General features: G+C 73.7%; 22 protein-coding genes. 14 read left to right on the forward strand and 8 right to left on the reverse strand.

The genetic code is table 11. The annotated features are described in order from the left end of the window. The first annotated feature begins 31 nt into the window (after positions 1 to 31). Positions 32 to 1,396 carry an MFS transporter gene (locus OIE69_RS38110; protein ID WP_326581533.1) on the forward strand — a complete coding sequence of 455 codons (1,365 nt, stop codon included), beginning with the start codon at positions 32 to 34 and terminating at the stop codon, positions 1,394 to 1,396. Positions 1,397 to 1,700: 304 nt separating this feature from the next. Continuing rightward, positions 1,701 to 2,792, forward strand: a complete 1,092-nt coding sequence (locus OIE69_RS38115; RefSeq protein ID WP_326579544.1) for a PP2C family protein-serine/threonine phosphatase — start codon at positions 1,701 to 1,703, stop codon at positions 2,790 to 2,792. Here the strand turns inward: OIE69_RS38115 and OIE69_RS38120 are convergent. Both OIE69_RS38120 and OIE69_RS38125 read right to left on the reverse strand, forming a co-directional pair. After that, positions 2,747 to 3,706 carry a helix-turn-helix domain-containing protein gene (locus OIE69_RS38120; RefSeq protein ID WP_326579545.1) on the reverse strand — a complete coding sequence of 320 codons (960 nt, stop codon included), beginning with the start codon at positions 3,704 to 3,706 and terminating at the stop codon, positions 2,747 to 2,749. The two genes, OIE69_RS38115 and OIE69_RS38120, sit on opposite strands and share 46 nt — an antisense overlap. 554 nt (positions 3,707 to 4,260) lie before the next feature. Then, positions 4,261 to 5,472, reverse strand: a complete 1,212-nt coding sequence (locus OIE69_RS38125) for a serine hydrolase domain-containing protein (protein WP_326579546.1) — start codon at positions 5,470 to 5,472, stop codon at positions 4,261 to 4,263. Between the two features lie 289 nt (positions 5,473 to 5,761). On the opposite strand from OIE69_RS38125, the gene OIE69_RS38130 reads away from it, so the two are divergent. Both OIE69_RS38130 and OIE69_RS38135 read left to right on the forward strand, forming a co-directional pair. Further along, on the forward strand, positions 5,762 to 6,445 hold the full coding sequence (locus OIE69_RS38130; protein WP_326579547.1) for a response regulator transcription factor: 684 nt from the start codon (positions 5,762 to 5,764) through the stop codon (positions 6,443 to 6,445). Then, the gene (locus OIE69_RS38135; RefSeq protein WP_326579548.1) at positions 6,442 to 7,824 is read left to right on the forward strand and encodes a HAMP domain-containing sensor histidine kinase; all 1,383 of its coding nucleotides are present in this window, start codon (positions 6,442 to 6,444) and stop codon (positions 7,822 to 7,824) included. Before OIE69_RS38130 ends, OIE69_RS38135 begins: the two co-directional genes overlap by 4 nt. Here OIE69_RS38135 and OIE69_RS38140 read toward each other — a convergent pair. Continuing rightward, positions 7,803 to 8,777, reverse strand: coding sequence for a TAXI family TRAP transporter solute-binding subunit (locus tag OIE69_RS38140; protein WP_326579549.1), 975 nt, complete (start codon positions 8,775 to 8,777; stop codon positions 7,803 to 7,805). The two genes, OIE69_RS38135 and OIE69_RS38140, sit on opposite strands and share 22 nt — an antisense overlap. A 77-nt stretch (positions 8,778 to 8,854) precedes the next feature. Next, on the reverse strand, positions 8,855 to 10,087 hold the full coding sequence (locus tag OIE69_RS38145) for an MFS transporter (RefSeq protein ID WP_326579550.1): 1,233 nt from the start codon (positions 10,085 to 10,087) through the stop codon (positions 8,855 to 8,857). Positions 10,088 to 10,231: 144 nt separating this feature from the next. Between OIE69_RS38145 and OIE69_RS38150 the strand changes: the two genes are divergently transcribed. After that, positions 10,232 to 11,227 (forward strand): LysR family transcriptional regulator, encoded by a 996-nt coding sequence (locus tag OIE69_RS38150; protein WP_326579551.1) that lies wholly within the window; start codon positions 10,232 to 10,234, stop codon positions 11,225 to 11,227. On the opposite strand, the gene OIE69_RS38155 is transcribed toward OIE69_RS38150, so the two are convergent. The 3 genes from OIE69_RS38155 to OIE69_RS38165 form a co-directional block, all read right to left on the reverse strand. Next, positions 11,160 to 11,738, reverse strand: a complete 579-nt coding sequence (locus OIE69_RS38155) for a TetR/AcrR family transcriptional regulator (RefSeq protein WP_326579552.1) — start codon at positions 11,736 to 11,738, stop codon at positions 11,160 to 11,162. The two genes, OIE69_RS38150 and OIE69_RS38155, sit on opposite strands and share 68 nt — an antisense overlap. Positions 11,739 to 11,906: 168 nt before the next feature. After that, positions 11,907 to 12,125 (reverse strand): hypothetical protein, encoded by a 219-nt coding sequence (locus OIE69_RS38160; protein WP_326579553.1) that lies wholly within the window; start codon positions 12,123 to 12,125, stop codon positions 11,907 to 11,909. 115 nt (positions 12,126 to 12,240) lie between these two features. Beyond that, on the reverse strand, positions 12,241 to 13,146 hold the full coding sequence (locus OIE69_RS38165) for a TIGR03619 family F420-dependent LLM class oxidoreductase (RefSeq protein ID WP_326579554.1): 906 nt from the start codon (positions 13,144 to 13,146) through the stop codon (positions 12,241 to 12,243). 809 nt (positions 13,147 to 13,955) lie between these two features. On the opposite strand from OIE69_RS38165, the gene OIE69_RS38170 reads away from it, so the two are divergent. Together OIE69_RS38170 and OIE69_RS38175 are read left to right on the forward strand one after the other, a co-directional pair. Next, entirely contained in the window at positions 13,956 to 14,261 is a 306-nt protein-coding gene (locus tag OIE69_RS38170) for a hypothetical protein (RefSeq protein WP_326579555.1), read from the forward strand. Between the two features lie 366 nt (positions 14,262 to 14,627). Continuing rightward, positions 14,628 to 15,443: a hypothetical protein gene (locus tag OIE69_RS38175; RefSeq protein ID WP_326579556.1), complete on the forward strand. Its 816-nt coding sequence runs from the start codon at positions 14,628 to 14,630 to the stop codon at positions 15,441 to 15,443. A gap of 8 nt (positions 15,444 to 15,451) precedes the next feature. Here OIE69_RS38175 and OIE69_RS38180 read toward each other — a convergent pair whose 3' ends face one another. Continuing rightward, on the reverse strand, positions 15,452 to 17,899 hold the full coding sequence (locus OIE69_RS38180) for a SpoIIE family protein phosphatase (RefSeq protein WP_326579557.1): 2,448 nt from the start codon (positions 17,897 to 17,899) through the stop codon (positions 15,452 to 15,454). Positions 17,900 to 18,186: 287 nt separating this feature from the next. Here OIE69_RS38180 and OIE69_RS38185 point away from each other — a divergent pair, with 287 nt between their 5' ends. The 7 genes from OIE69_RS38185 (at position 18,187) to OIE69_RS38215 (ending at position 24,770) form a co-directional block, all read left to right on the forward strand. Beyond that, positions 18,187 to 19,080, forward strand: coding sequence for a helix-turn-helix domain-containing protein (locus OIE69_RS38185; RefSeq protein ID WP_326579558.1), 894 nt, complete (start codon positions 18,187 to 18,189; stop codon positions 19,078 to 19,080). Between the two features lie 79 nt (positions 19,081 to 19,159). Beyond that, positions 19,160 to 19,981 carry a GNAT family N-acetyltransferase gene (locus tag OIE69_RS38190; protein ID WP_326579559.1) on the forward strand — a complete coding sequence of 274 codons (822 nt, stop codon included), beginning with the start codon at positions 19,160 to 19,162 and terminating at the stop codon, positions 19,979 to 19,981. A 491-nt stretch (positions 19,982 to 20,472) separates the two neighbouring features. Next, on the forward strand, positions 20,473 to 21,651 hold the full coding sequence (alr, locus tag OIE69_RS38195; RefSeq protein WP_326579560.1) for an alanine racemase: 1,179 nt from the start codon (positions 20,473 to 20,475) through the stop codon (positions 21,649 to 21,651). Then, positions 21,648 to 22,673: a D-alanine--D-alanine ligase family protein gene (locus OIE69_RS38200; RefSeq protein WP_326579561.1), complete on the forward strand. Its 1,026-nt coding sequence runs from the start codon at positions 21,648 to 21,650 to the stop codon at positions 22,671 to 22,673. The genes alr and OIE69_RS38200 overlap by 4 nt, the downstream gene beginning before the upstream one ends. Continuing rightward, positions 22,670 to 22,906 (forward strand): hypothetical protein, encoded by a 237-nt coding sequence (locus OIE69_RS38205; protein ID WP_326579562.1) that lies wholly within the window; start codon positions 22,670 to 22,672, stop codon positions 22,904 to 22,906. Before OIE69_RS38200 ends, OIE69_RS38205 begins: the two co-directional genes overlap by 4 nt. Before the next feature lie 65 nt (positions 22,907 to 22,971). Further along, the gene (locus OIE69_RS38210) at positions 22,972 to 24,123 is read left to right on the forward strand and encodes a sensor histidine kinase (RefSeq protein ID WP_326579563.1); all 1,152 of its coding nucleotides are present in this window, start codon (positions 22,972 to 22,974) and stop codon (positions 24,121 to 24,123) included. Beyond that, positions 24,123 to 24,770, forward strand: coding sequence for a response regulator transcription factor (locus OIE69_RS38215; RefSeq protein ID WP_326579564.1), 648 nt, complete (start codon positions 24,123 to 24,125; stop codon positions 24,768 to 24,770). The genes OIE69_RS38210 and OIE69_RS38215 overlap by 1 nt, the downstream gene beginning before the upstream one ends. Positions 24,771 to 24,791: the final 21 nt, after the last annotated feature.

Raw genomic sequence — 24,791 nt, forward strand, 5'->3', positions numbered from 1 at the left:
TTTGGAGCCGCCGATGTCGCCGACTTCCGCCATGCCCGCGCCGCCCGCCGCCGGGGAGCGCGGCAAGCGCCGCCTCGCCCTTGTGGGAGGCTCGCTCGGCAATCTCGTCGAGTGGTACGACTGGTTCGTCTACGCCAGCTTCGCCATCTACTTCGCCGACTCCTTCTTCCCCGGCGACAACCCGACCACCCAGCTGATGAACACCGCCGGCATTTTCGCGGTCGGCTTCCTGATGCGCCCCGTCGGCGGCTGGGTGCTGGGCCGCGCCGCCGACCGCCACGGCCGCAAGAGCGCGCTGACCCTCACCGTCACGATGATGTCGGTCGCCGCGCTGCTGATCGCGATCGCCCCGACGTACGGGCAGGCCGGCTACGCGGGGGCGCTCGTCCTGCTGCTGGCCCGGCTGCTGCAGGGCATGAGCATCGGCGGCGAGTACGCGGCCAGTGCGACCTACCTGACCGAGGCGTCGGCCCGTGACCGGCGCGGTCTCGGCTCGTCCTTCCAGTACGTGTCGATGACGGCGGGCCAGCTGCTGGGCCTGGGGATCCTGATCACCCTTCAGCACGTGCTGACCACGGACCAGTTGCACGACTGGGGATGGCGCATTCCCTTCGCGCTGGGCGCGGTCTTCGCGGTCGTGGTCTTCTGGATCCGGCGCAGGCTCGAGGAGACCGACGCCTTCGCCGAGGAGGCCGGCACCCAGGACGACGCCCGGGGCTCGATCCGGCTGCTGTGGCAGCACCGGCGCCAGGCGCTGCTGGTCATGGCGCTCACCCTGGGCGGCACCGTCGCCTACTACACGTACACCACGTACCTCACCAAGTACCTCATCGGCAGCGCCGGCATGGCCAAGAACACCGCGACCCTGGTCAGCTTCACCGCGCTGTTCGTCTTCGCGCTGCTCCAGCCCCTGGCGGGGGCGCTCTCCGACCGGATCGGCCGCAGGCCACTGCTGATCACCTTCGCGGTGGGGTGCACCCTGGGCACCTACCCGATCATGACGGCACTCGGCTCGGCCTCCTCGTACTGGCCCGCGCTCGGGCTGTCGCTGCTGGCGCTCGTCATCGTCACCGGCTACACCTCCATCAACGCCGCCGTGAAGGCCGAGCTGTTCCCGACCCGCGTAAGGGCGCTGGGCGTCGCGCTGCCGTACGCGATCGCCAACGCGCTGTTCGGCGGCACGGCGGAGTACGTGGCCCTGTGGTTCAAGGGCGCGGGTCACGAGACGGCCTTCTTCTGGTACGTCTCGGGGTGCGCGCTGGTCTCCCTCGTCACCTACGTCCTCATGCCCGACACCAGGAACGCCGCGCTCAGCCGCGCCGAGGAGGCGGCCGACGACCGTGCCGCGCCGCGGCCCGCCCGGTCCCCGGCCGAGGGCGTGGTGCCACAGGCCTGACGGAGCCCGCACACCTCCGGCGATGTGATCCGCGCGTCCCCGATCGCCCCGGCCCGGCCGCTCACCGGCACGCGCACGAGCCGCCACGCACCGGCACCGATCGGGGACGCGTCATGTGCGCGCGCCCCTCTCCTCGCCCGCCGGCAGTTGTCCCGCGACCGGTCCGGAGCTGCGCCATCGGTCAAGATCCCATGCGCCCTCGCGCAAGATCCGCGACGGTGCCGCACCTACGGTCGGGCAATCGACCCCGGAGGCCGCCGCCCCCACCCGGCGGCACGGGGTGCGAGGGAAGGGAGAGAGCGGCATGACCGATCTTGAACGGTTGGAGGAAAGGTCGCCGGCGCAGCTCGTTCTCGTCGCAGGGGTCTTGCTGGGGACTCCGGTGGTCTGCGCGGCTGTCGCGTTGTACCGGCACGTGGAGGTCGTCTGTTGTGTGCTGCAACTCGTCGCGGCGCCGGCGGCGGCGGTGGCCTGCGGCCGGCTGCTCCGGCGGTACCACCGACAGGCGGCGGGCGCCCGTGCCGTCTCCGACGGCGTGCAACGGGTTCTGCTGCGACCGCTCCCCTCGCGGATCGGCGGCCTGAACCTCGCCTCCGTCTACCGTGCCTGTGGGGGACGGGCCCGGGTCGGCGGGGACCTCTACGCGGTCGCCCGGGCCGACGCGGCGACCCGCGTGATCATCGGCGACGTACGGGGGCGGGGGCTGCCCTCGTTCCTCGACGTCATCGCCATCCTCGGCGCCTTCCGCGAGTGGGCGCCGCAGCCCGTCTCGCTGGCCGAGTTGTCCGCCCGCCTGGAGGAGAGTTTCCTCCGGTACCTGGCCGAGGCGGACGACCACCCGAGCTCCGACGCGGACGAACGCTTCGCGACGCTACTGGTCCTGGAGGTCCCGGACGGCGAGTGCGTGGCCCGCATGGTCAACTTCGGCCACCCGCCGCCGGTTCGGGCGCGTTCGGGCGAGCCGGCCTTCCTGCCGGGCACGTCCTGTCCGCCGCTCGGGCTGAGTCCGCTGTGTGACGTCGGCGCCCACGAGAGCGCCTTTGAACTCGGCCCGGACGACACGCTGTTGCTGTATACCGACGGTCTGCTGGAGGCCCGTGACTCCACCGGCGGATGGTTCCCGCTCCTCGAACGTGCCGCCACGTGGACGTGGCGCGATGCGCGCCGTTGCTGTGAACAGCGCCTGCACGACATCCTCGGGGAGATCCTCGACGACGTCGTCGCCCATTGCGGGGCCCTGCCGGCCGACGATCTCGCGATGATCGCGCTGGCTCGCCACGGAGACGGCGTTCAGGCGCGACTGCCCCGCCCGGCGGGTCCCGGCCGGCCGGGGGACGCCGGACCCGCGGGTCAGCCACCGGCCATGCGGCGCCACGTGACCGGGGACATGCCGTAGGCGGCCCGGAAGATCCGGCTGAAGTGCGCGGGGCTGGCGAAACCCCTTCGCTGCGCGATCGCCTCGACCGTCAACCCGGCCAGATCGGGACGCGCGAGGTCCTCTCGGCTGGCCTCCAGGCGCTGGTGCTGGATCCAACGGCCGATGGTCATGTCCTCGCCTTGGAACAGCTTGTGCAGATAGCGCACCGACATGTGGTGTGCGGCCGCGATCATGGACGGCGACAGGTCCGGCCGGTTCAGGTGGGTTCTGATGTAGTCGCGGATGAGCAGCCGCAGTGTCTCCTCGGCGGTCGGCGTGACATCCGCGTCGAGCCGTCCCTCGTGCGCCACCAGCGCGGTGAGCACGTCGATCAGCCCCCGCTGCAGGTACTGATGGGTGTCCGACATGCAGGCGCTGGATTCCGCCGCCGCGGCGAGCCTGCTCACGAACGAGGCCAGGATTCCCCCGATGTAGTGCGTGGGAGGGTATGTCCGGCCGGTGACCCGGGCCAGAAACGAGTCGGGAACGTCCAGCAACTCCAGTGGGACGGCGGCGATGTTCTGGCGGAAACCTACCGGGAAGTTCCGCAGGAAGGGCCGCCGCGAGTCGAGCAGGACCAGTTCCCCCGAGGCGAGGAGCGTCTCCCGTGCGTCCTGGGCCACGACACTGCTGCCGGCTTCCTGCAGGCTCACGATGAGCGCGTTGCCGGCGTCGTTCGCGATGATGCCGCGGGTCCGGGTCATTCGCTGGGGGCCCGCCTCGACATGGCCCACATGGATGGATCCGACCTCCACCGACCACAGGGCGCCGCCCACGGTGCCGTCCGGGTGGGGCCGGATCTCCAGCCGGGTGACCGCCTGGTGGACTGCGTCTGTCCAGTACTCCTCCCTCTCATGTGGTGGGAGGACGTCCGTACGGAATGCCTTGATCACGATGCCACCGCGCCGGTTGAGCCGAATCAAGCAGGCGCCCCGAGCAGCCTGCTTCGCGGCCCTCGGGGTGGCCGGAAACTCCGACACAGGCACGGTAAATCGTTTCATGGAGTTTTGTGGCGTACAGAAGAAAGACTGCGGATTATCCGCAGGGGCAGGCCCAGGACTCCCCTTGACCACGGAACTCCGCGGAGGCGTCACTCCGGGTGTCGGTCGGCGTGCGGTGCGGCGGCACTGCGCTTGAGCCACCCTTCACCGGGGAGGGATGGAACCCCGGCGCGGCGCGCCGTAGCGTCCGGTGCACGAACGCGAGATCATCTCTGGCGCTGAGGTGCTTGCGGATCCCCGTCGCGAGCAGTGTGGTCCTCGCCGTGCACGGGAAGCTGAATACAGGCCACCGGGCGCTTCCCGTGTACTTCATGGCGCCGGTCTTCGCCGGGGCCGCCTGCGTGTTCCGGTACAACTGCGACCCCGGCCGTGAAGGGCTCGCGTCGCGGTGCGCGGGCCCCTGGATCCCGGCCGCGGGGCCGGGATCCAGGGCGCGTGATGCCGCGTCAGCGGCGGACGATCTGGGGGGCGATGTCCTCGGTGAAGGTCTCGCCTTCGGTGGTCTTGAGTGTGGTGGCCTTGGCGGTGGTGGTGCCGCAGAACGCGGCTTCCAGGGTGCCGCCGAGGATGGTGTTGACGGTGCCGTTGTTGGAGGTGTTCGCCATGGACGTCATGCTGCGCTTGCCGTCGGCGGTGGTGAACGCGTAGGTGTAGAAGCCCTGGACGGTGCCGGTGTGGCCGTAGACGGTCACGCCGCAGGACAGTTTCCTGGCCCGCAGGCCCAGTCCGTAGGACTGGGTGCCGTCGGCGTTGACCGGGACCATGGTCATCATCTGCTGGAGCTGCGCGGCGGGCACGAGCTTGCCGGTGACCAGGGCGGAGAAGAACCGGTTCAGGTCGGCGGCGTTGGAGATGACGGCGCCGGCGGACTGTGCCCAGGAGACGGTCTGCTCGGTGGAGTCCACCAGGGGCAGGGTGGTGTCGTCCTGGCGCAGGTAGCCGTGGGCGTAGGAGCCGGAGATGGTGGTCTGCGGGTGGACGTAGGTGGTGTTCCGCAGGTTCAGCGGGGTGAGGATCCGCTGCTGGTAGTGGGTGGCCATCGGCACGCCGGTGATGTTCTCGATGAGTGCGCCGAGGACCACGAAGTTGGTGTTGGAGTAGCTGTAGGCCGCGCCGGGTGCGTTGGTGGGCTGGTGGGCGGTGGAGAGGTCGATGAGTTCCTGGTAGGTGAAGACCTTGTTCCGTACCGCTTCGAAGCCCGGGACGGTGTAGTAGAACATGTCGTTGGTGTAGTCCCACAGGCCGCTGCGGTGGGAGAGCAGGTGCCGCACGGTGATGCGGTCGTCGGGCAGCGGCTGGGGCAGGTAGGTGTTCGCCGGGGCGTCGAGGTCGATCCGGCCCTCGGCGGCCAGTTGCATCAGCACCACCGTGGTGAAGCTCTTGCTGACGCTGCCGACCCGGAACCGCCGGTCCGCGTCCATCGCCGTGCGGGCGACGGTGTCCGCCTGCCCGGACGCGATGCGGTAGCTCGAACTGCCCGAGTCGATACGGGTCAGCGCCCCCGGGGCGCCGTTCGCCATGGCCTGCTTCTGGACGTCGAGGACCGCACTGACGGAGGGGCTGGGCAGGGTGGACGTGGCCGCGCCGGCGGGGGAGGCGGCCAGGGCGGCCACCGCGGTGCAGCAGGCGAGCACGAGGCCCGCGTTCTTGATACGCATGCTGGACTTTCTGATCCGGGAACGGATGACCGTTGGCGGGGCGGCGCCGCCTGATGGGGCGACGGCGCGCCCGGGGTCGGCGGGGACCCGGGTCGCGCCGGGTCCCCGCCGGTTGAGCGGCCGTGCAGACTGTCAGTGGAACGGACGGGGGACGCACGTACCCCCTCCACCTCTTCAAACCACCGTCCGGCGAGGAATGGTTGACAGGCTTCGCGATCTTTTCCGAATCTCCGGAGGCCCGCCGTCGACGGCGCCGGAACCTCCCCGTCACGCAGCAAGGACACCTCGGATGCACGCGCTTCTCGTCGAGGACGACGACCGGATGGCCCACGCCCTCGGCACGGCCCTGGCCCAGCGCGGGCACACCGTGCGCCGCGTCGGCCGGGCCCTGGACGCCCTGCGGTTCGTGCACGAGGCGGAGTTCGTCCTGCTCGACCTCGGACTCCCGGACCTGGACGGGCTGGAGCTGCTGCGGCGGCTGCGCACCGTCTGCGGCGTCCCGCTCATCGTCGTCACCGCCCGCTGCGAGGAACGCGACATCGTCCAGGGGCTGCGCGCCGGGGCCGACGACTACGTGGTGAAGCCCTTCCGCATGGCGGAGCTGATCGCCCGGATCGACACCGTGCGCCGCCGCAGCGGACCGGCGGCGGCAGGGGGCGACCGACCCGCGCCGCCCGGTGCGCCGGTCACCGTCGGCGACACCGAGATCGACCCGGTCGGTCGCACCGTCACCGTGGCCGGCGGGGAAGTGCGGCTGACCCGGCGGGAGTTCGACGTTCTGGCCCATCTCGCCGCCCGGCCCGGGGAGGCCCACTCCCGCGAGGAGATCCTCGACCGGATCTGGGGCGACGCCTTCCTCGCCGCGTCCCGCTCGCTCGACGTCCACGTCGCCGGCATCCGGGCCAAGACCGGCCGGCCCGCCCTCATCCGCACCGTCCGCGGCTTCGGCTACCGGCTCGGGGACGGCCGGTGAGGCGCCGCCTGCTGGCCGTCCTCACGGCCCTGATGGGCGCCGCCGCCCTCCTGCTGTCGCTGCCCCTCGCCGACGCGTACGCCCGCGAACGCACCGAGCACCTGCTGCTGCAGCGCCGCGCCGAGGCCGTCCGCTTCGCCGACCTGGCCGATCGGGCGCGCACCGCCGCGGACCGCGCGGAGCTGTCAGCCGAGATCCGCCGCTACGCGCAGCTGTACGGAGCCGGTGTGACGATCACCGACACGGCCGGGAGCACCCTCGCCCGCTCGGGCCACCGCACGCCCGCGGGCGCGCTCGCGGAGGCGTGCAGCCGTGCCCTGACCGGGCGGTCCACCGACCGGCTGCCGACACTGCGCCCCTGGGGGCCGCACAGCGTCGTCGTCGCGGAACCGGTCGGCCGCGACGAACGCGTCAGCGGCACCGTCCTGCTGACCGTGCCCACCGCCGCTGCCCGCCACGACGTCACCGTGCGCTGGTGGCTGATCGCCGTGGGCGCGCTCGCCGCGTTCACCGCCGCGGCCCTCGTCGCCGCGGGGATCGCCCGCTGGCTGCTGCGCCCCGTGATCGACCTGGACCGCGCCGTCGAGGGGATCGCCTCCGGCAGCCTCCGGGCCCGTGCCGCCTCCGACAGCGGGCCGCCCGAACTGCGACGGCTGCGGCGCCACTTCAACTCCATGGCCGAGGCCGTGGCGGACTCCATCGGCCGCCAGCGCGACTTCGTCGCCGACGCCTCCCACCAGCTCCGCAACCCCCTCGCCACCCTCGTCCTGCAACTGGAGAACGTCGAGCCGCACCTGACCTCCGCCCCCGGTCGTGCCGAGCACGCCCGTGCGCTCGACGAGGCCGAGCGGCTGGAGGAACTCCTCGACGGGCTGCTGGCCCTGGCCCGCGTCGAAGCGGGCGCCGCCCCCCTCGCCGACGAGGACGTCTCCACGGCGGTACGGGGACGCTGCGCCGCCTGGGAACCGGTGTTCACCGCCGCGCGGCTCCGCCTCACCGCGGACGTGCAGCACGGACTGCGCACCCGGGCCCTGCCCGACGCCGTCGGCCGCGTCCTTGACGCGCTCCTCGACAACGCCGCCAAGTTCGTGCCGCCCGGGAGCCGGGTCGACGTCCACGCCGGCCGCCGCGAGGGCGAAGTGCTGGTGCTCGTCGGCGACGACGGGCCGGGCGTCCCGCCGGAGCAACTTCCCCTTCTGCTGCGGCGCTTCGGGCGCGCGCCCGGGCACCAGAACACGCCCGGCAGCGGTCTGGGCCTCGCCATCGCCGACGAGATCGCGCGCGGCAGCGGCGGCAGTCTCACCGTGCGGGCCGCCGCGCCGCACGGGCTGCGCTTCGAGCTCCGCCTGCCCGCCGCTCAGCCGAACACCGAGCGGTAGTACGCCGCCGCCCCAGGGTGCAGCGGCACACTTCCGGTGGAGATCGCGAACCGCGGTTCCAGGCGCGCGCCCGCCGTCACCTCCGCCAGCAGCACACGCCGGCGGTCGAACACCAGGGCCAGCAGCTCGCGCACCGCGTCTTCCGGTACGTCGGCCCTGGCCGCGAGGTAGTTGCTCACCCCGAGCGTGCCGACCGGCTCGCGCAGCCCGTAGGCTCCCGCCGGGATCGTCACCGCGGAGTACACCGGACCGTACGCGGCGCGCAGTCCCGCCACGTGACCGTCCAGGGCCAGGAAACGCAGCGGCATCTCCCGGGCGAGGTCGGCCAGCAGTGGTGTCGGCACCCCTCCGGACCAGATCAGCGCGTCGACCTCCCCGTCGCGCAGCGCCACGGCGGACTCCGCCGCTTCCATCCGCCGCGCCCGCACCGCCCGGGAGCCGGTCAGCCCGGCCGCCCGCAGCAGCCGCTCCGCGACGATCTGCGCGCCCGACCCGGAGGCGCCCGCGGCGACAGGACGCCCGGCGAGCTGCCCCAGCGCGCGGACGGGTCCCCGGGCCGGCACCACGACGTGCGTGTGGTTGACGTACACCCGGGCCAGCGCGGTCACCTCGACCCGCCGCGGGAACAGCTCACGCCCCAGCACGGCGTCCTCGGCGGCGTCCGCCATCGTCAGCGCGAGCTCCGCCGAACCGGCGTCCAGCCTGCGCAGGTTGTCCACGCTCGCCGCGGTCGCCAGCGGTACGACCTCCAGTCGCCGTCCGTCCGCCCCCGCGGCCTGCGCGAGGGCCCGCCCGAAGGCGTTGTACGGCCCGCCCACCGCCCCCGTCGCGAATCTGAGCCGTGTCGCCGGCCCCGGCTCGCCGCCGCACCCGGCCACCAGCGCCGCGACCGCCCCGCCGCCCGCGGCGAGCAGGCCGCGGCGGGTCGCGGTGGGCGTGGCGGCGCGGATCACCCGCGCAGGCTAGCCACTTCCCGCGGCGGTGTCAGGCCCCGGACGGCCACCCGGGGTCCGGGGCCGGGCGCTCGCGGTCAGCGGGTGGCCGCCGCTCCACGCAGGGAGGTGACGACGGCGAGGACCGTGCCGGCCGACAGGACGGCCGCGAAGCCGATCATGGTGGGCACCAGCGCGGCGTGCCGGATCACCAGGCTGAACGCCACGGACGGCAGGCCCATGCCGAGATAGGCGATGACGAAGAAGACCGCGAGCACACCGGCGCGTGAGGCCGGCGCGGCCGCGGCGGCGGTCTGGGCGACCGCGGCCCTGAACACCAGGCCCGCGCCCGCGCCGGCGACGGCCACGGCGAAGAGGAAGAAGCCGAGCGCCGGGCGGTGGATCGCCAGGGCCGTGAGGACCATGCCGACGGGGAACGCCGCGGTGCCGATGACGAGTTGCCGCCGCTGCGCGAGTGCGCCCAGCGCGAGCTGGGCCGCCGCGGAGGCCGCGAACGCGGTGAACGGCGCCAGCCCCACGACGAACGTCGAGGTGATGCCGAGCCGGCCGCGGACCATGACGGCGCCCAGCGAGGAGAACAGGCCCATCAGGGCGAAGGCGAAGAAGCCCAGGCCCGCCGCCGCGGCGAACACCCTTCCGTGACCCGGGCGCAGCGCGAAGCGGGTGGGCCGCTCGCCGGCCCCGAGCGCGGTGTCGACGGTTTCGGGAGTGGCGAGCAACAGCACGAGCAGCACCGCGAGGACGCCCGCGAACACGAGGTAACTGGTGGTCAGGGGAGCGGGGGCCCACTGGGCGAGTGCCCCGGAGATCAGCGGACCGAGGGCCAGTCCGCCCAGGTTGGCGACGCTCGCCACGAGCGAGGGCACGTGCGACCCGGCGCGCTCGGGACGGGCCACCTCGTACAGGTCGCTGAGGTACGCGCTGGCCGTGGACGCCATCAGGCCCACCGAGACCCCCGTGATGATCCGGCCGACGATGAGTCCGGGGAGGTCCGGCCACGCGGCGAGGACGGCGGCCGCGACGATGCCGACGAGCAGCGCCGGGACGATGATCCGGCGGCGGCCGAGGCGGTCGGAGAGATGGCCCAGCAGGCCGAAGCCGAGTGCCGCACCGAGGACCATGACCGCGAAGGCCACGGTGACCGCCGTCGGCCCGAAGTGGTCCCGCGCCTGGTAGAGCGGCCAGAGCGGGGTGGGCACGGTACCGAAGGCCATGAGGGACAGGAACGCCGCGGCGACGAACCAGAAGCCGCCGGCGTGCCGGCTTCGGTGCGTGCTCGCGAGCGCGGACGTGGTGATGGACGCGGTCATGTTCTTCTCTCTGTGCTCGATCCAGGAGCGGCGGGCGGTGCACGCCTGCCGCGTAGGTCCACAACACCCGTCGGGCGCGAGACCACGTCAGCTCTGGGGGATGTGCTGGAGATGGATTCCATCTCTGCGTGAGATGATGGGCCCGTGGAACTCCGTCACCTGCGCCACTTCCTCGCCCTCGCCGAGGAGCGCAGCTTCACGCGGGCCGCCGCCCGGGAGCTGATCGTCCAGTCGGGCCTGTCCTCCTCGGTGCGCGCACTGGAGAAGGACGTCGGGGCGCTGCTCTTCGTCCGGGGTACGCGCCCGGTGCGGCTGACGCCCGCGGGCGAGGCCCTGGTCCCCGCGGCCCGGCAGGCCCTCGACGCCGCGGAGGCCGCCCGGCAGGCCGTACGCGACGTGAACGGCGTCCTGACGGGGCGGCTGCGCATCGGCGCGATGCACACGATCGGCCACACCCTGCCGTTCAGCTCGTGGGTCGCGCGGTTCGCGCTTGAGCACCCCGGCGTCGACGTCACCGTCCGGCAGTTGCCCGCGGTGCGGATGCTGGAGATGGTCGCGGACGGCGAACTCGACTGCGCCCTGGTGCCGGTGGTCCCCGCGCACAGCACGGGTCTCGACGTCGTGCGCCTGGTCGCGGAACCGATCGTGATGGCGTGCGCGCCCGGCCATCCGCTCGCGGCCGAGCGGGAGGTCACCCTCGACCGGCTCGCCGGCGAGCGCTTCGTGGACACCCCGTCCGACTGGGCGATCCGCGTCCAGGTCGACCAGGCCTTCCAGGACGCCGGGCTCGTGCGCCGCACCGTGTGCGAGGCCGACGAATGGCCCCTGGTCCTCGACCTGGTCGCCGCCGGAGTGGGCGTCGCGCTGGTTCCGGAGGGCCTCGACTTCCCGTCGAGCCCGCGCCCCGCCGAGGCGCTCCGGCTCGTCCCCCTGGCCGGGATCACGCTGCTGCGCCGCGTCGACCTCGTCTCGCCCAAGGGGCATGCGGCCGGGCCGGCCGCGCGTCGCTTCCTGGAGCAGGTCCGCGGCAGCCTGCGTACGCCGGACGCCGAGGAGAACCCTTCCGCTGCGGTCAGCGGCCGAAGGCCCGCAGCACCATCTCCGCGTAGCGGTGCCAGACCGACGGATCGGGTTCCTTGAGCCGCACCAACTGGAGGGCCGTGCCGCAGAGGAGCACGCGCAGATCCAGCGCGGTGGTGTCCTCGCGCAGCGCCCCCGCCGCCCGTGCGGTCTCCATGGCGTCGGTCAGCGACTCCAGGACCGACACGGCGGCCGGGGAGGCCGCGTCCGCCAGCCGTTCGGCGAGCAGGCGGTCGCGGGCCAGGACGTCGAAGAGCGCGAGGACGTGGCACCGGAAGGCATCGTCCGGGCCGGGCCGGGCCCGGGCCGCCGCGGTGCGCCGCTCCAGCTCCGCCAGGCTCAGCCGGGTGACCGTCTCCAGCAGGTCCTCCTTGGTGGGGAAGCTGCGGTAGACCGTCGCCTTGCCGACCTGGGCCCGCGCCGCGATCTGGGGGACGGTGGCCAGGGTGCCGTGCTCGCGGAAGACGTCCACCGCGGCCGCGACCACGCGGTCGTGGTTGCGGCGGGCGTCCGCCCGTCGCGGTGACGCGGTCGTCGGCCGGTCCGGGCCGGGGGAGTGCGAAGGGCTCATGGGACGGACGGCCTGTCTGGGGTCGGGGCGGGGCGCAGCCCCGTGATTGCCGTGGCCCATGGTATCGGACCGGGGGGTCCGTTTCGCTGGATCGGTAAGTGCGTGCGTACGCAATTAAACCCTCATGGGGAAGCTGGCAGGTCCAACCCTGCCGGCCGGAGGGCGGATTCAGGTCATGGGGCGGAGCCCGCCGCGGCGGGACGCGGCCGCGGCCACCGCCGTCATGCAGGGGGTGCAGTACTCGTCGCGGCAGTCGTCGTCGGAAGCCGCGAGGGGCCGCGCGGCGAGCGCGCGGCCGCAGAGGGCGCTTCCGTCGAGCCGCAGAACATGCCACAACCGGGCGGACCCGGTTTCCGACGCCATGGGTTCGGCACGCATGTCGTACATCGGCGACCTCCCACTCGAACGCGGATGCGGTCACGCTCATGGGACGCCGATCGCCCCGCGACGGCGACCAAAGCGCCGCCGAACGGGTGAATCGCGCAGCGTGACGGGCGGGTGGTCAGCCGCGCCCGACGAGCATCAGCAGCTCCGTGACCAGGTCCAGCACGGCGTCGACGTGGGGCAGGGACATCGACTCCACCATGAAGTGCTCGATGCCCGTCTCGGCGGAGAGCGACTTGATGGCGTCGGCGACCCGGCCCGACGGGGTCCCCTCCACGACGTTGACCCGCATCACGGTGTCCAGCAGCGAGGGGTCCCGTCCCGCCGCACTGGCGAACTCGTTGATGAGGGCGCGCTGTGCCAGCACCGTCTCGGCGTCCACGTAGTCGGGGACGAGGCACGCGGGCAGCCAGCCGTCCGCACGTTCCCCGATGCGCCGGAGCGCCGCGGGGGCCCCGCTCGGCGCTCCGAAGTAGAAGGGCGGCCGGGGCTTCTGGACGGGCTTCAGCGGCGAGTGCTGCAGCGGAAGCTCCAGGTGGTGTCCGTGGTACTCCACCGGGTCCTGGGTCCAGAGCAGTTCGAGCGCGTCGAGCATCTCGTCCGTCCGGGCGCCGCGCTTGGTGAAGTCCGCGTTCGCCGCGGTGAACTCCTCCGGCGACCAGCCCACGCCGAAGCCGGGGATGAGCCGGCCGCCGCTGATCCGGTCGATCGTGGTCAGGCTGCGGGCCAGGTGCGCGGGCGCGTAGATCGGCGCGATGAGGACGTTGGTGCCCAGCCGCACCCGCTCGGTGGCGGCGGCCGCCACGCCGAGCAGGACGAAGGGGTCCGCCGCGGTCCGGTACTCCACCGGGATCGTGGTGCCGGGTCCCGTCGCCCCGATCGTGGGGTCGACGGCGGCGAAGTGCCGGTCTCCCGCCCACAGGCTCGCCGCACCGGCCTTCTCGGCCTCCCGGGCGAACTCCGCCGTCCGGTCGACCTGGTGGGCCACGTGGTGCAGGTACGGAAGCGCAAACCCGATCTTCATGGAAACCCTTCGTTCGCCTCGGAAGGCAGGCCGGACACCGCGGTTGCCCACGTCGGACGGCCGCGATGAGGTCGTAGGTCCCACCCACCCTGCTGGCTCCCACGCCCGGGGTGAAGGCCCTGTCGATCCTGGGAGCGGCCGGGACCACCCACCGCCTCTCCGGCGCCCGGCCCGTGGCCCTGCCGGTCCCAGGAGGAAGGGGGCCTTCCGGCGCCGTGGTCCGCGCGGGTGCAGTGGGGGTTCGGGCCGCCGGCGGAAGGGCGGTGCACGGCATCGACAGGGAGTGCGGGACATGACGGAAGCCCTGGTCCTGGGCGGCGGAGGCATCGCCGGAATCGCGTGGACGACCGGTCTGCTCACCGGACTCGCCGAGGCGGGCGGCGACGTGTCGAAGGCCGGCACGGTCATCGGCACCTCGGCGGGCGCGACCGTGGCCGCGCAACTGGGCGGCGGACTCGGCCTGCCCGAGCTGTACGCCCGGCAGACCGACCCCCGGATGCAGGCGGCCGAGATCATGGGGGACGTCGACCTCGAGACGTTCGGCCGGAACCTCGAGGCCGCGCTGGAAGGCGCGGATTCGTTCCCGGAGGTGCGGCGCGCCCTGGGCAGGTTCGCGCTGGCGGCCGACACGGTGCCCGAGGCCGCGCGCCGCGCCGTGATCGCTTCACGGCTCCCCGTCCACGACTGGCCGACCGACATGACGTTGAAGCTCGTCGCCGTCGACACCGGGAGCGGCGCGACGCGGGTCTTCGACAACGCCTCCGGCGTGAGCCTGGTTCGTCGCCCCGTTGCCGGGTCTGTGGCCGCCCGTGACGATCGGGGGCCACCGGTACGTCGACGGCGCCGTCCGCTCCAACACCAGCGCCGATCTGGCGGCCGGCGCTTCGCGCGTCCTGGTCGTCGCGCCCCTGGGGCAGCGGGAACTGTTCCCCTGCGAGAAGCCTCTGCGGGCGGCCGTCGACGAGTTGCGGGCCGGCGGCAGCGAGGTCACCGTGATCGAGCCCGACGACGCCTCCCGCGCGGCCATCGGCAGGAACCCCGCCGACCCGTCCACACGCGTGCCCGCCGCGGAAGCGGGACGCGCGCAGGGCAGGCGGGGCGGAACCCCCTCCTGAAGGATCGCGCCCGGACCGCGCGGCAGTGCGGGCCGCCGTGCCCGGGGCGCGCCGGGGCCTTGTCCGGCCGTGCCCGGGCCGTGCTCACGCCTGACGCCCTGGTGACTGGTCCTCCCGCTCCCAGGACCGCCAGGGCACTGCCACCGGGGACGGTGACCGTGCACAGTGGAGAGCACCCAGGAGAGGACCTGGACCGCACCGGGCGTTCCGCCCGCACCCGGCCCGAGGGCGGCGTCTGCCGCTCGGCCCGGGAGAGGCCGTCCTCGCCTCAGGACCCCGGCGACCGCGGACCGGTGCGTGCGCCGCCCCCAGGATGGCGGCGTCTCCACGCGGCTCCCGGGAACGTCATTCGGAAGGACTCCCCCCATGCACTCCCAGGGACACCTCGCGCTCGCCGACGCCGGCAGGGGAACGGCCCCCCGGGAACCCGCCGCGCCGGCGCACCTCCCAGCGCCCGGTACGCCCCTGGACGAGGTCTTCACTGCCTGCGAGGCACTGGGTCACGCCCGGCCGGGCGCGGCGTGGGCCGACTTCGTGAGCCGCTACCACTGGGCCGCGCCGCTGCCCGGGGCCGAACCCGCCGACGACGACCCGCGGACGGTGCCCTGGGCCCGGCCGGCCGACGGGGGCCACGTGCTCTCGGGGGAGTGGCGGCTCGCGCGGACCGCCCGTGACGCCCGGTGGGTGGCGCTGCCCGCCCTGGTCGAGCGCGGCCGGATGGTGTTCGTCGTACGCCGTACCCAGGGCGCCGAGGGAGTCGACGGCTACCGGCTGCGTGAGCTGTTCGTACCGGACGGGCTGACGAGTTCGGCCGGCGGTACCCCGCTGCGGAGCGCGGACGCCCCCTTCGCGTGGGCCGCGGCGGCGGGGACGGCCTTCGGTTCCGCCCGGCGGCTGCTCGCGGAAGGCACGACGACGCACCTCGCGGCGCTGCTGGAACGGGAACGCGACGCCCTGTACGGCTGGTTGAGGAAGGCACCCGAGGGCGGGGACGAGCACCTGGCGGAGCGGGTCGACAGAGCGGCGCACGTCGTGCGCGAGGCCTACTCGGCCTGCTGCGAGGAGGGGCCGGACGGGCTCCCCCTGCGCCCGGCCTCCCTGGTCGCCGCGGGCGCGCCGCTGTCGCAGTTCCTGAGGTTCGCCACCGAACTGCTGCCGCCCTCGCGCGCCGGAGCCCGCTGACCGCCGCGTCAGGCGGCCCGGTCGGGTTCCAGGGTCTGCTCCGCCCAGATGGTCTTGCCGGCCAGGGCGTACCGGGTGCCCCAGCGGCGCGAGCACTGCGCCACCAGGAACAGCCCGCGTCCGCCCTCGTCGGTGGTGGCCGCCCGGCGGATGTGCGGCGACGTGCTCGCCGAGTCGCTGACCTCGCAGATGAGCGTACGGTCCAGGATCAGCCGCAGCCGGATCGGGCCGTGCCCGTGGCGGATGGCGTTGGTGATCAGCTCGCTGACGATGAGTGCGGTGGAGAAGGACAGGTGTTCCAGTCCCCACTGGTCGAGCTGCCGCAGCACCAGTGAGCGCATGTCCCCGACGGCCGCCGGGAGCGGCGGCACGGTCCACGTGGCCAGCTTCCCCGGGTCGAGGGGGCGCGGCCGGGCGAGGAGCAGGGCCAGTCCGTCCTCCATCGTGAGATGGGCGGCGACCAGGTCCGAGATGGCGCGGCAGGCCTCCTCGATCGGGCGGCCCCGGTCGGCGACGACGGAACTGAGCCGGGCGGCGAGGGTCTCGCAGGTGTCCGTGGGGCGCTGGAGGCTGTGGCTGGAGAACACCAGGGTGCTGCCCTCTGCGAGTTCCAGCTCCAGGGGCTCGAACACCGGGTCCCCCTGACCGAGCGGGCTGTTGATCGGCACGTCGGGGATCACCACGTCGCCGGCCCGGCCGACGACGGCGGGCGGCGGATGCCCGGCACTCGCCATCACGCACCGCCGTGAGACGGGGTCGTAGACGGCGTACAGACAGGTCGAGCCCTTCAGCCCCTCCACCACCGGCGCGGACCCGGTGGAGTGTTCGCGCTCCAGCAGCCGCGGCACCATGTCGTCGATCTGGCCGAGCAACTCGTCCGGCGTCAGGTCTACTTGGGCCAGGGTACGGATCGCGGAGCAGATGTGCCCCATGCACGCGGCCGCCTGGAAACCCGTCCCCGGCACCGCGCCCACCACCAGGGCGACGCGGGCTCCCGACAGCGGGATCACGTCGAACCAGTCACCGCTCACCCCCGCGTGCACCCGCGACGGCCGGTAGTGCTGCGCCACCTCGACCGCGCTCTGGTCGGGGACGCTGCGCGGCAGCATGCTCGCGTGGAGGGTGAGGGCGGCCATGTGCTCGTTGGTGTAGCGGCGTGCGTTGTCCAGGCAGACCGCGGCGCGCGCGACGATGTCCTGGGCGAGGACGAGGTCGTCGGGTTCGAAGGGTTCCCGCGTGCGTCCCCGGTACAGGTGGACCAGGCCCAAGGTCGCGTCCCGCGCGCGCAGCGGGACGAGGATCAGGGAGTCGATCCCGTACGTGACCATCGCCTTCATCCGCTCGTCGGCGGTGTCGCACAGCCAGTCGGCATCCGGGTCGAGCACGGGGATCAGCCGCGGCCTGCCGTCGGCGAGGCTCAGCACGTGCGGCGAGTCCGGTGGGTAGTTCTGCAGTTCCCCGGGCCGGCGGATCCGGCTGATGATCTCCGGGTCGACGGCGGTGCGGGCGAGGGATCGCACCGCGACGGGTCCGTGGCGCATCGGCTCCGGCTCCGCGCCCTCCACGACGTCGTCGAGGAGGTCGATCGTCGCCACGTCGGCGAGCCGGGGCACGAGTACGTCCACGAGTTCCTCCGCCGTGCGCCGCACGTCCAGCGTGGTGCCGATGAGCATGGCGGCCTCGTCCAGGAGCGCCAGGCGTTCCCGCGTCCGGTGGCGGTCGGTGATGTCGATGATCAGATCGGTGACGCCGAGGACGTCGCCGTCCGGCGCGGTCAGGACGACCGAGGAGACGTGCCAGACGTGCTCCCGGTCCGGATCGGCCGCGGTGCGCCCCTGGTGGACGGCGTTGACGACCGGCCGGCCGCTGTCCAGGACCCCTTTGAGGCGGCGCTCGATCGCCATGGCGTCCAGGCCCGGGAGGACCTCGGCGACGGACCGGCCGAGGGCCTTCTCCTCGGGGAACCCGTGGATGCGCTCCAGCGCCGCGTTGATCCGCACGAAGCGCAGGTCCCGGTCGTACACGGCGATGCCGATGGGCGCCTGGGTGAAGAGGGCCTCCAGGATCGCCTGGCCCTCCGCGGCGGCCGGCGGGGGCGCCGGGACCGCGACGACCATGGTGCCGACGCCCTCGTGCCCGCCCGGCTCGAGCAGCCGCGACGTGTGGAGGACGACGTCCGCGAGGCCGCCGTCACGGCGGGTCAGGACGGCACGGTGGTGTCCCGGATCGGCTCCTCGTGCGCGGTCGTCGCCCGAGGGGCCGGCGAACGCCTGCGGCCACAGCGCGGCCGGGGGCCGCCCGATGACGTCCGCGGGGCGGAAGCCGAGGAGCCGCTCGGCCGCGGCACTCCACGCGGAGACGACGCCGTCGCCGTCCAGGACAAAGCCGGCGACGTCCTCGTCGCGGGACGCCCCCGGGAAGCGGTGTCCGGAAGGGGTCTGTGAGGGTTTGCCCATACTCAGTCCTGTCACGCAAGGTGACGATCCCCAAAGCCCGGGGGGATCGCCCGGGCGCCGGCGAGACGGCTGCCGTCGCTGGTCCCGCGGCAGGGCCGCCTCATGGCCGTACCACCACTCAGGCTACCGAGAGCCACCCGCTCGCGCCCGACCTGAGCGGGTCCGGTCGTACGGACGGTCACCGCTCGGCCACCTCGGGGCGGACGACCCGCGCGGACCGGCGTCCGGTTGTGCCTGGTACCAAGGGGGCCACTCACCTGCGGGCAGAGTTGGTTACGGTCGAGGGCATGGACGCTTCGAATGCGCTGGGTGAGTTCCTGCGGGCTCGCAGGCGCCTGGTTCGGCCGGAGGACGTCGGCATCGGCATCAGTGGGACGCGGCGGGTCGAGGGTCTGCGACGGGAAGAGGTCGCGATGCTCGCCGGGATCAGCACGGACTACTACCTCCGGCTGGAACAGGGACGCGATCGCAATCCGTCACCGCAGGTGCTCAACGCGATCGCGCGGGCGCTGACCCTCGACCAGGCCGCCGCCGACCACATGAGCGGTCTGACGCGGGCTCAGGGGACCCACGCGTCCGCCCGGACGCGGTCCCGCGGTCGCGCACCGCGGTCCGAACAGGTGCCACAGAGCATCCGCGAGCTGATCGACGGATGGAACGGCAACCCCGCCTGGGTGCAGAACCGGTTCTTCGACGTCCTCGCCGCCAACGACCTGGCGTCGGCCCTGTCGCCCCACTACGCCCCGGGTGTGAACCTGCTGGCCGCCGCGTTCCTCGACCCGTCGGAACGCGAACGGCGCATCGACTGGGAGCTGATGACCCGCAAAGGCGTGGCCACCCTGCGCGCCCTGGCCGGGCCCGACGTGGACGACCCCCGGCTGACCGAACTGGTCGGCGAACTCTCCCTCCGCAGCGACCGCTTCCGCGAGCTGTGGGCGCGCCACGACGTCACGCCCCACACGGGCCAGGTCTCCCGACTGCGGCACCCCCAGGTCGGCGACCTGGAGCTGCGGTCGAACAAGCTGACCATCGCCGGGAGCGGCGGACTCATCCTGGTGGTGTTCCACCCCGAGCCGGGCAGCCGCAACGCGGAACTCCTGCAGATGCTCGGCAATCTCAGCGCCTCCGGCCGCACCGCGGTGGGGGAGAACCGGGACCGTCGGGCCACGACGGAACGGTGAGCGCGGCACTCCGGTCCCGCGACGTACGACGACTCCGGGCGCGCCGGTAGGCGGCGCCCGGACAGCGAAAGCAACGAGGATGACAGACACACGAATTCCGACGGTGACGCCTGCGCCGGACGGTGGATCGGCGACGAGCCCCGGGCAGGGCGTGGACCTCGCCCGGGTGACCGCCAACTTCCGCCAGTACCTGCTCGGATGGGGCGCGGAGGAACGCGGCGAGGGGGAACTCGACTACTACCGCAGCGGACTCGCGACCCCGCAGTTCAACGGCGTGGTCCGCACGCCCTCGCTGCAGGGTGTCGGGCAGGCCGCCGCGAAGGCCCGGGCCCGGCTCGCCGACCTCCCCTGGTGGTGGTGGGTGGGCCCGGACAGTCCCGACGGCACACCGGCCGAACTCGTCCGGCACGGGCTGGTGGAACTGGGTTCCGTCCCGGTGATGGTCCGGCCGCTGGACCGGCCGGCCGAAGCCGGGGAACCTGCGGACGGGCTGCGGATCGAGACGGTCCAGGAGCCCGCGCGCCTTGCGGAGTTCGTCCGCACCTACAGCACCTCCATGGGCATCCCGCCGGGCCTGGAGGACGACATGGCGCGCATCGAGGCGCAGCGCTCGGACAACGCGGACGTCGTGCGCCTCGCCGCGGTGCTCGACGGCCGCATCGTCGGCACGACCGTGGTCATCGCGGCGCACGGCCATGCGGGGATCTTCCTCGTCCACGTCTCCGAGACCCACCGTCGCCGCGGCATCGGCACCGTCCTGACGGCGGCCGCACTCCGCGCCGGACGCGACCGCGGGATGGACTTCGCGGCCCTCATGGCCAGCCCCGCGGGCGAGCCCCTCTACCGCGGCCTCGGTTTCACGACGGTCTCCGAGTACCGGCTCTTCGCCCTGCCCGCGTGAGACACGGCGCCGCCCGGCGCCGCCCGGCGCCGCCCGGCGCCGCCCGGCGCCGCCCGGCGCCGCCCGGCGCCGCCCGGCGCCGCCCGGCGCCGCCCGGCGCCGCCCGGCGCCGCCCGGCTGACGACGCCCGCCGCGGGTGAGACCCCCCGCGGCGGGCGTCCCGTCGTGCGGCCGGAGGTCGCCGGGGCGCCCGCGGGCGGTCGCCCGGAGGCTCGTCACCAGGGCTGAGGCCGGCATCGGCCGAAAGTCGCAGCGCACCGTGAACAGGTCTGACTTCCGCCCGAAGCGGATCGCCACGCGGGCTTCGTAGCGTGCTTGCCATGAGCACCACGCCACGTACCGGACCCGCGGGCAGCATCGCCGCGGCCGTCGATCCAGGCCTCCGGTACCCACTCCGGCGCCGGCTGCGACCCACCCTCACCACGGTGACGCCCCGTGTCCGCCCGGTCCCCGCGGCACCGGCCCGACCGCGACACCCCGAAGGGCTTCCCATGCCTTGCGCACCACTGACCGCTCCCGCCGCCCGCCTCACCGACCCGCCCCGCCCACCCGGCCGCGCGGCGGGCCCGGAACTGCGGCTGGACCTGGCGGCGGTCGCCGCGAACACCCGCCTCCTCGCCGCCCGCGCGACTCGCCTGATGGCGGTGGTCAAGGCCGACGGCTTTGGACACGGTGCGGTCGAGACCGCCCGGGCGGCACTGGGCGCGGGCGCGAGCTCGCTCGGCGTCACCTCCGTCGAGGAGGCGATGTCGCTGCGGCAGGCGGGACTGCGCGCACCGATCCTGAGCTGGCTCAATCCGGTGGACGCCGCCTTCGAGGAGGCCCTGCGGGCCGACGTCTCGGTCGCCGTACCCGGTCGCGAGCACCTGGCCGCGGTGGTCCGTGCCGCGTCGCGGACGGGACGGACCGCCACGGTGCACCTGCACCTGGACACCGGGATGGCGCGTGACGGTGCCGACCCCGCGCAGTGGGGCGACCTGTGCCGGCAGGCCCGGGAGGCGGAGCGGGGCGGCCTGGTCCGGGTGACGGGTGTCATGGGCCACCTCGGCTGTGCGGACACCCCGGGGGACGCGTGCACCGACCGCGCACTCGAACTGTTCCGCACGGCGTCGGCCGTCGCGGTACGCGCCGGGCTGCGGCCGGGCGTCCGCCATCTGGCCGCGACCTCGGCGACCCTCACCGACCCGCGGACCCGCTTCGACCTCAGCCGCGTCGGCGCCGGTCTCTACGGCATCGACCCGACGCGCACGACACGGCTGCGCCCCGCACTGACGCTGACCGCGCCCGTGGTGTCGGCCCGCACCGTACCGGCCGGCACCCGGGCCGGATACGGGCACACGTGGACCGCCGCGCGGCGTACCCACCTGGCCCAGCTGGCGGTCGGGTACGCGGACGGCCTTCCCCGCGGGGCGTCCGGCCGCGCGGAGGTGCTCCTCGCCGGTCGCCGCCGCCCCGTGGTGGGACGCGTCTCCATGGACCAGGTGATCGTGGACTGCGGCGATCGCCCGGCCGCACCCGGCGACATCGCCACCGTCTTCGGGACGGGCGACGCCGGCGAGCCCACCGTCCAGGACTGGGCCCGGTGGTCCGGGACCATAGAGCACGAGATCGTCACCGGCCTGGGCGCCCGGCTGCGCCGCACCGTGCACGACTCGGGGGTGGCCGCGTGACCGCCCCCCGGAACGCCGCCCGCATCCGTGTGGCCGTCATCGGCGGCGGCCGCAGCGCCGAGCACGAGGTCTCCCTGGCGTCCGCCGCGTCCGTCCGCTCGGCGCTCGATCCGGCCGCCCACGACGTCGTGGGCCTCACCATCGGACGGGACGGGGTGTGGCGGGACGCCGCCGGACAGCCACTGGCGGGCTCCTCCGCGGCGAGCATGTCCGCGGCGCTCGGCGTACTGGCGGGCTGCGACGTGGTCTTCCCGGTGATGCACGGCCCGATGGGCGAGGACGGCACCCTGGCGGCGCTGCTGGACCTCGCGGATCTGCCGTACGTCGGTGCGGGAGTCCGGGCCGGCGCCCTGGCCATGGACAAGTGGGCGACCAAGCTGGTGGCCGAGGCGGTGGGCATCGCCGTCGCCCCCGGTTACCTGGTCACCGCCGAGAGCGCCGACCGGGTGCGCTTCGACCGCCCGGTCGTCGTCAAGCCCGTCGCCGCGGGGTCCAGCCACGGCGTGTCCCTCGTCACCGAGGAGGCGGAGCTCGCCCCGGCGATCGCCGCCGCGCTCCGGATCGACGACCGGGTGCTGGTCGAGGATCTGGTGGCCGGCCGCGAGGTGGACCTCGCCGTGCTGCAGCGCGCGGACGGCCGCCTGGTGGTCGGGCCGCCCCTGGAGATCCTCCTCGACGACGGACGCCTCTTCGACACCGAGCAGAAGTACGACGGCGGGGCCAGGTTCCTGATCCCCGCTCCGCTGGCCGCACAGGAGCACGACGGGCTCGTCGAGGCCTCCCTCGCCCTCTTCACGGCGCTGGGCTGCCGCGGAGTGGCCCGCTGCGACTTCTTCCTCACCCCCGACGGTCCCGTCCTCAACGAGGTGAACACCATGCCGGGCATGACCGCGCAGTCCCAGGTCCCCAAGATGTTCGCGCACCGGGGACTGACGTACCCCGCGCTGCTCGGCGAACTCGTGCGGGGTGCCCTCGCCGCCGGTGCGACCGCCGCCGCGACCGCAGGGCAGGTGGGACGGTGACCGGGCAGCACCGCGTCGGCGACGCCGACCCGGCCCGTCCGCCGGCCCACCACGGCGGCACTCCCGGGGAACCCCCGGTGCACCGCCTGCTGCGCACCGCCCGGGTCTACGCCCAGGCCGTCCTCGACGTGGTGGTCCTGGGCTCGGGAGCGGACCCCGTCGACCCCGGCCGCCCTCCCGGTCCGTCCCCGGCCCGGAAGAGCGGACCCCGGTCCTCCGAGGCGGATCGGTGACACTGGACAGGACGCCCGGAGCGGCTTTCGCCCGGTCGGTGAGCGGAAACGGAGAAGGCGGGAACGTGAGGAACAGCGCTGACGGCCCCTTCGAGCGGTTCCTGCGGGGCGTCGGCTGGCTGGCCGCCGCCGTGGTGCTGCTGGTCCTGGCGACCCTGGACGTGGCCCTGAACGCGGTCCAGCCGCTCGTGGTCCTGCTGGCGATCGCCGTCGCCGTGGTCATGCCGCGTCTGAAGGCGGCGACGCTGGGCACCGGGGCCCTGCTCCTGGGTGCTTTCCTGGTGCTGGTGGCACTCACCATGCCGACCGTCGGCTATGGCATCGTCGTGCCCTTCGGGTTCACCGTCGCCGTCGTGGGCCTCGTTCTCATCGGGCTGGCCGCGTGGCGGGCCGAACCCGTACGCGCCGGCTTCGCGGTCCCGCTCCTGCTGGCGGGTCTGGTGCTCCTCCCCACCCGGCTGGGGAACGCCAAAGCGGCGGTGGTCCTCGCGCTGGTCATCGCGCTCGGCGGGGTCATCGCCAGTGCGGCGGGACTGTACCTGCGCATGTTCCAGACCAACCGCCACCGGCAGATGATCGCCGCCCAGCAGGCCCAGCGGACGGGTATCGCGTCCGATCTCCACGATTACGTCGCCCACCACGTCACCGGCATGGTCGTGCTGGCCCAGGCCGCGCAGACCGTGGCCGCGAGCAAGCCGCAGGCCGTGCTTCCCGCTCTGGAACGCATCGAGGCGGCCGGTGACGAGGCGATGACCGCCATCCGCCGCATGGTCACCCTGCTGCGGGAGCCCGACGCCCACGCCAGGCTCTCGCCCCCGGGTACGATCGCGGAGATCGCGGCCCTCGCCGGTCACTTCACCTCCGACAGCGGCCTGAAGGTGCGGCTGAGCATCGAGGGCGAGGCCGACGCGGTCCCCATCGACGTCCAGTCGGCCGTGCACCGGGTGGTCATGGAGTCGCTCACCAATGTGCGCAAGCACGCAGGCGACGCCCGGACACTCGACATCCTCGTCCGCTGCCACGGCCGGCCCGCGGCGGTGACGGTCGAGGTCTCCAACGACGGCCGCGGCCAGGGCGGCGGCCACTCGCCGGACGGCGGCTACGGGCTCAAGGGCCTGCACGAGCGGACGGCGGCGCTCGGCGGCTCCTTCACCGCCGGCCCGAGGGTCCCGGAAGGCTGGACCGTACAGGCGCACATACCGACCAGAGGTGCTTGATGACCATCCGTGTCCTGCTGGCCGACGACCAGACCATGGTCCGCACCGGATTCTCGCTGATCCTCGGCGCCGAGGACGACATCGAGGTGGTCGGGGAGGCCAAGGACGGTGTCCAGGCGCTGGAGATGGTCCGCGCGCTCGCGCCCGACGTCGTCCTCATGGACATCCGCATGCCGCGCATGGACGGCCTGCAGGCCCTGCGCGAACTGAACCACCCCGGCTCCGCGGGCTCCCCGAAGGTCGTCGTCGTCACCACCTTCGACGACGACGAGTACGTGCACGAGGCGCTGAACAACGGCGCCTGCGGGTTCCTTCTCAAGGACTCAGGACCGGCCCTGCTGACCGAGGCGGTGCGCGCGGCGTATTCCGGAGAGGCACTGGTCAGCCCGGCGATCACGATCCGCCTGCTGAAGGGCCTGCGGTCGCCGCGGACCGCCGCCCCCGTGGGATCGGGCCTCTCCTCGCGCGAGACCGACGTCGCCCGCCTCGTCGCCGAGGGCCTGACCAACGCGGAGATAGCGACCGCGCTCTTCGTGTCCCTGGGAACGGTCAAGACCCACCTGGGCAACATCCAGACCAAGCTCTCCGCCCGCAACCGCGTGGAGATCGCCCTGTGGGCGTGGCGCTCCGGCCTCGCGGAACGGTAGCGGCCTCCCGCCTCGGGGACC

This window comes from Actinacidiphila glaucinigra (assembly GCF_035918135.1).
GTDB classification, from domain to species: domain Bacteria; phylum Actinomycetota; class Actinomycetes; order Streptomycetales; family Streptomycetaceae; genus Actinacidiphila; species Actinacidiphila glaucinigra.

What these genes read in the sequence shown, in the direction of transcription:
- OIE69_RS38110 (WP_326581533.1), top strand. Translation starts at nt 32, where the DNA reads ATGCCCGCGCCGCCCGCCGCCGGGGAGCGCGGCAAGCGCCGCCTCGCC.
- OIE69_RS38115 (WP_326579544.1), top strand. Translation starts at nt 1,701, where the DNA reads ATGACCGATCTTGAACGGTTGGAGGAAAGGTCGCCGGCGCAGCTCGTT.
- OIE69_RS38125 (WP_326579546.1), bottom strand. Translation starts at nt 5,472, where the DNA reads ATGCGTATCAAGAACGCGGGCCTCGTGCTCGCCTGCTGCACCGCGGTG.
- OIE69_RS38130 (WP_326579547.1), top strand. Translation starts at nt 5,762, where the DNA reads ATGCACGCGCTTCTCGTCGAGGACGACGACCGGATGGCCCACGCCCTC.
- OIE69_RS38145 (WP_326579550.1), bottom strand. Translation starts at nt 10,087, where the DNA reads ATGACCGCGTCCATCACCACGTCCGCGCTCGCGAGCACGCACCGAAGC.
- OIE69_RS38155 (WP_326579552.1), bottom strand. Translation starts at nt 11,738, where the DNA reads ATGAGCCCTTCGCACTCCCCCGGCCCGGACCGGCCGACGACCGCGTCA.
- OIE69_RS38160 (WP_326579553.1), bottom strand. Translation starts at nt 12,125, where the DNA reads ATGTACGACATGCGTGCCGAACCCATGGCGTCGGAAACCGGGTCCGCC.
- OIE69_RS38165 (WP_326579554.1), bottom strand. Translation starts at nt 13,146, where the DNA reads ATGAAGATCGGGTTTGCGCTTCCGTACCTGCACCACGTGGCCCACCAG.
- OIE69_RS38175 (WP_326579556.1), top strand. Translation starts at nt 14,628, where the DNA reads ATGCACTCCCAGGGACACCTCGCGCTCGCCGACGCCGGCAGGGGAACG.
- OIE69_RS38180 (WP_326579557.1), bottom strand. Translation starts at nt 17,899, where the DNA reads ATGGGCAAACCCTCACAGACCCCTTCCGGACACCGCTTCCCGGGGGCG.
- OIE69_RS38185 (WP_326579558.1), top strand. Translation starts at nt 18,187, where the DNA reads ATGGACGCTTCGAATGCGCTGGGTGAGTTCCTGCGGGCTCGCAGGCGC.
- OIE69_RS38190 (WP_326579559.1), top strand. Translation starts at nt 19,160, where the DNA reads ATGACAGACACACGAATTCCGACGGTGACGCCTGCGCCGGACGGTGGA.
- alr (WP_326579560.1), top strand. Translation starts at nt 20,473, where the DNA reads ATGCCTTGCGCACCACTGACCGCTCCCGCCGCCCGCCTCACCGACCCG.
- OIE69_RS38215 (WP_326579564.1), top strand. Translation starts at nt 24,123, where the DNA reads ATGACCATCCGTGTCCTGCTGGCCGACGACCAGACCATGGTCCGCACC.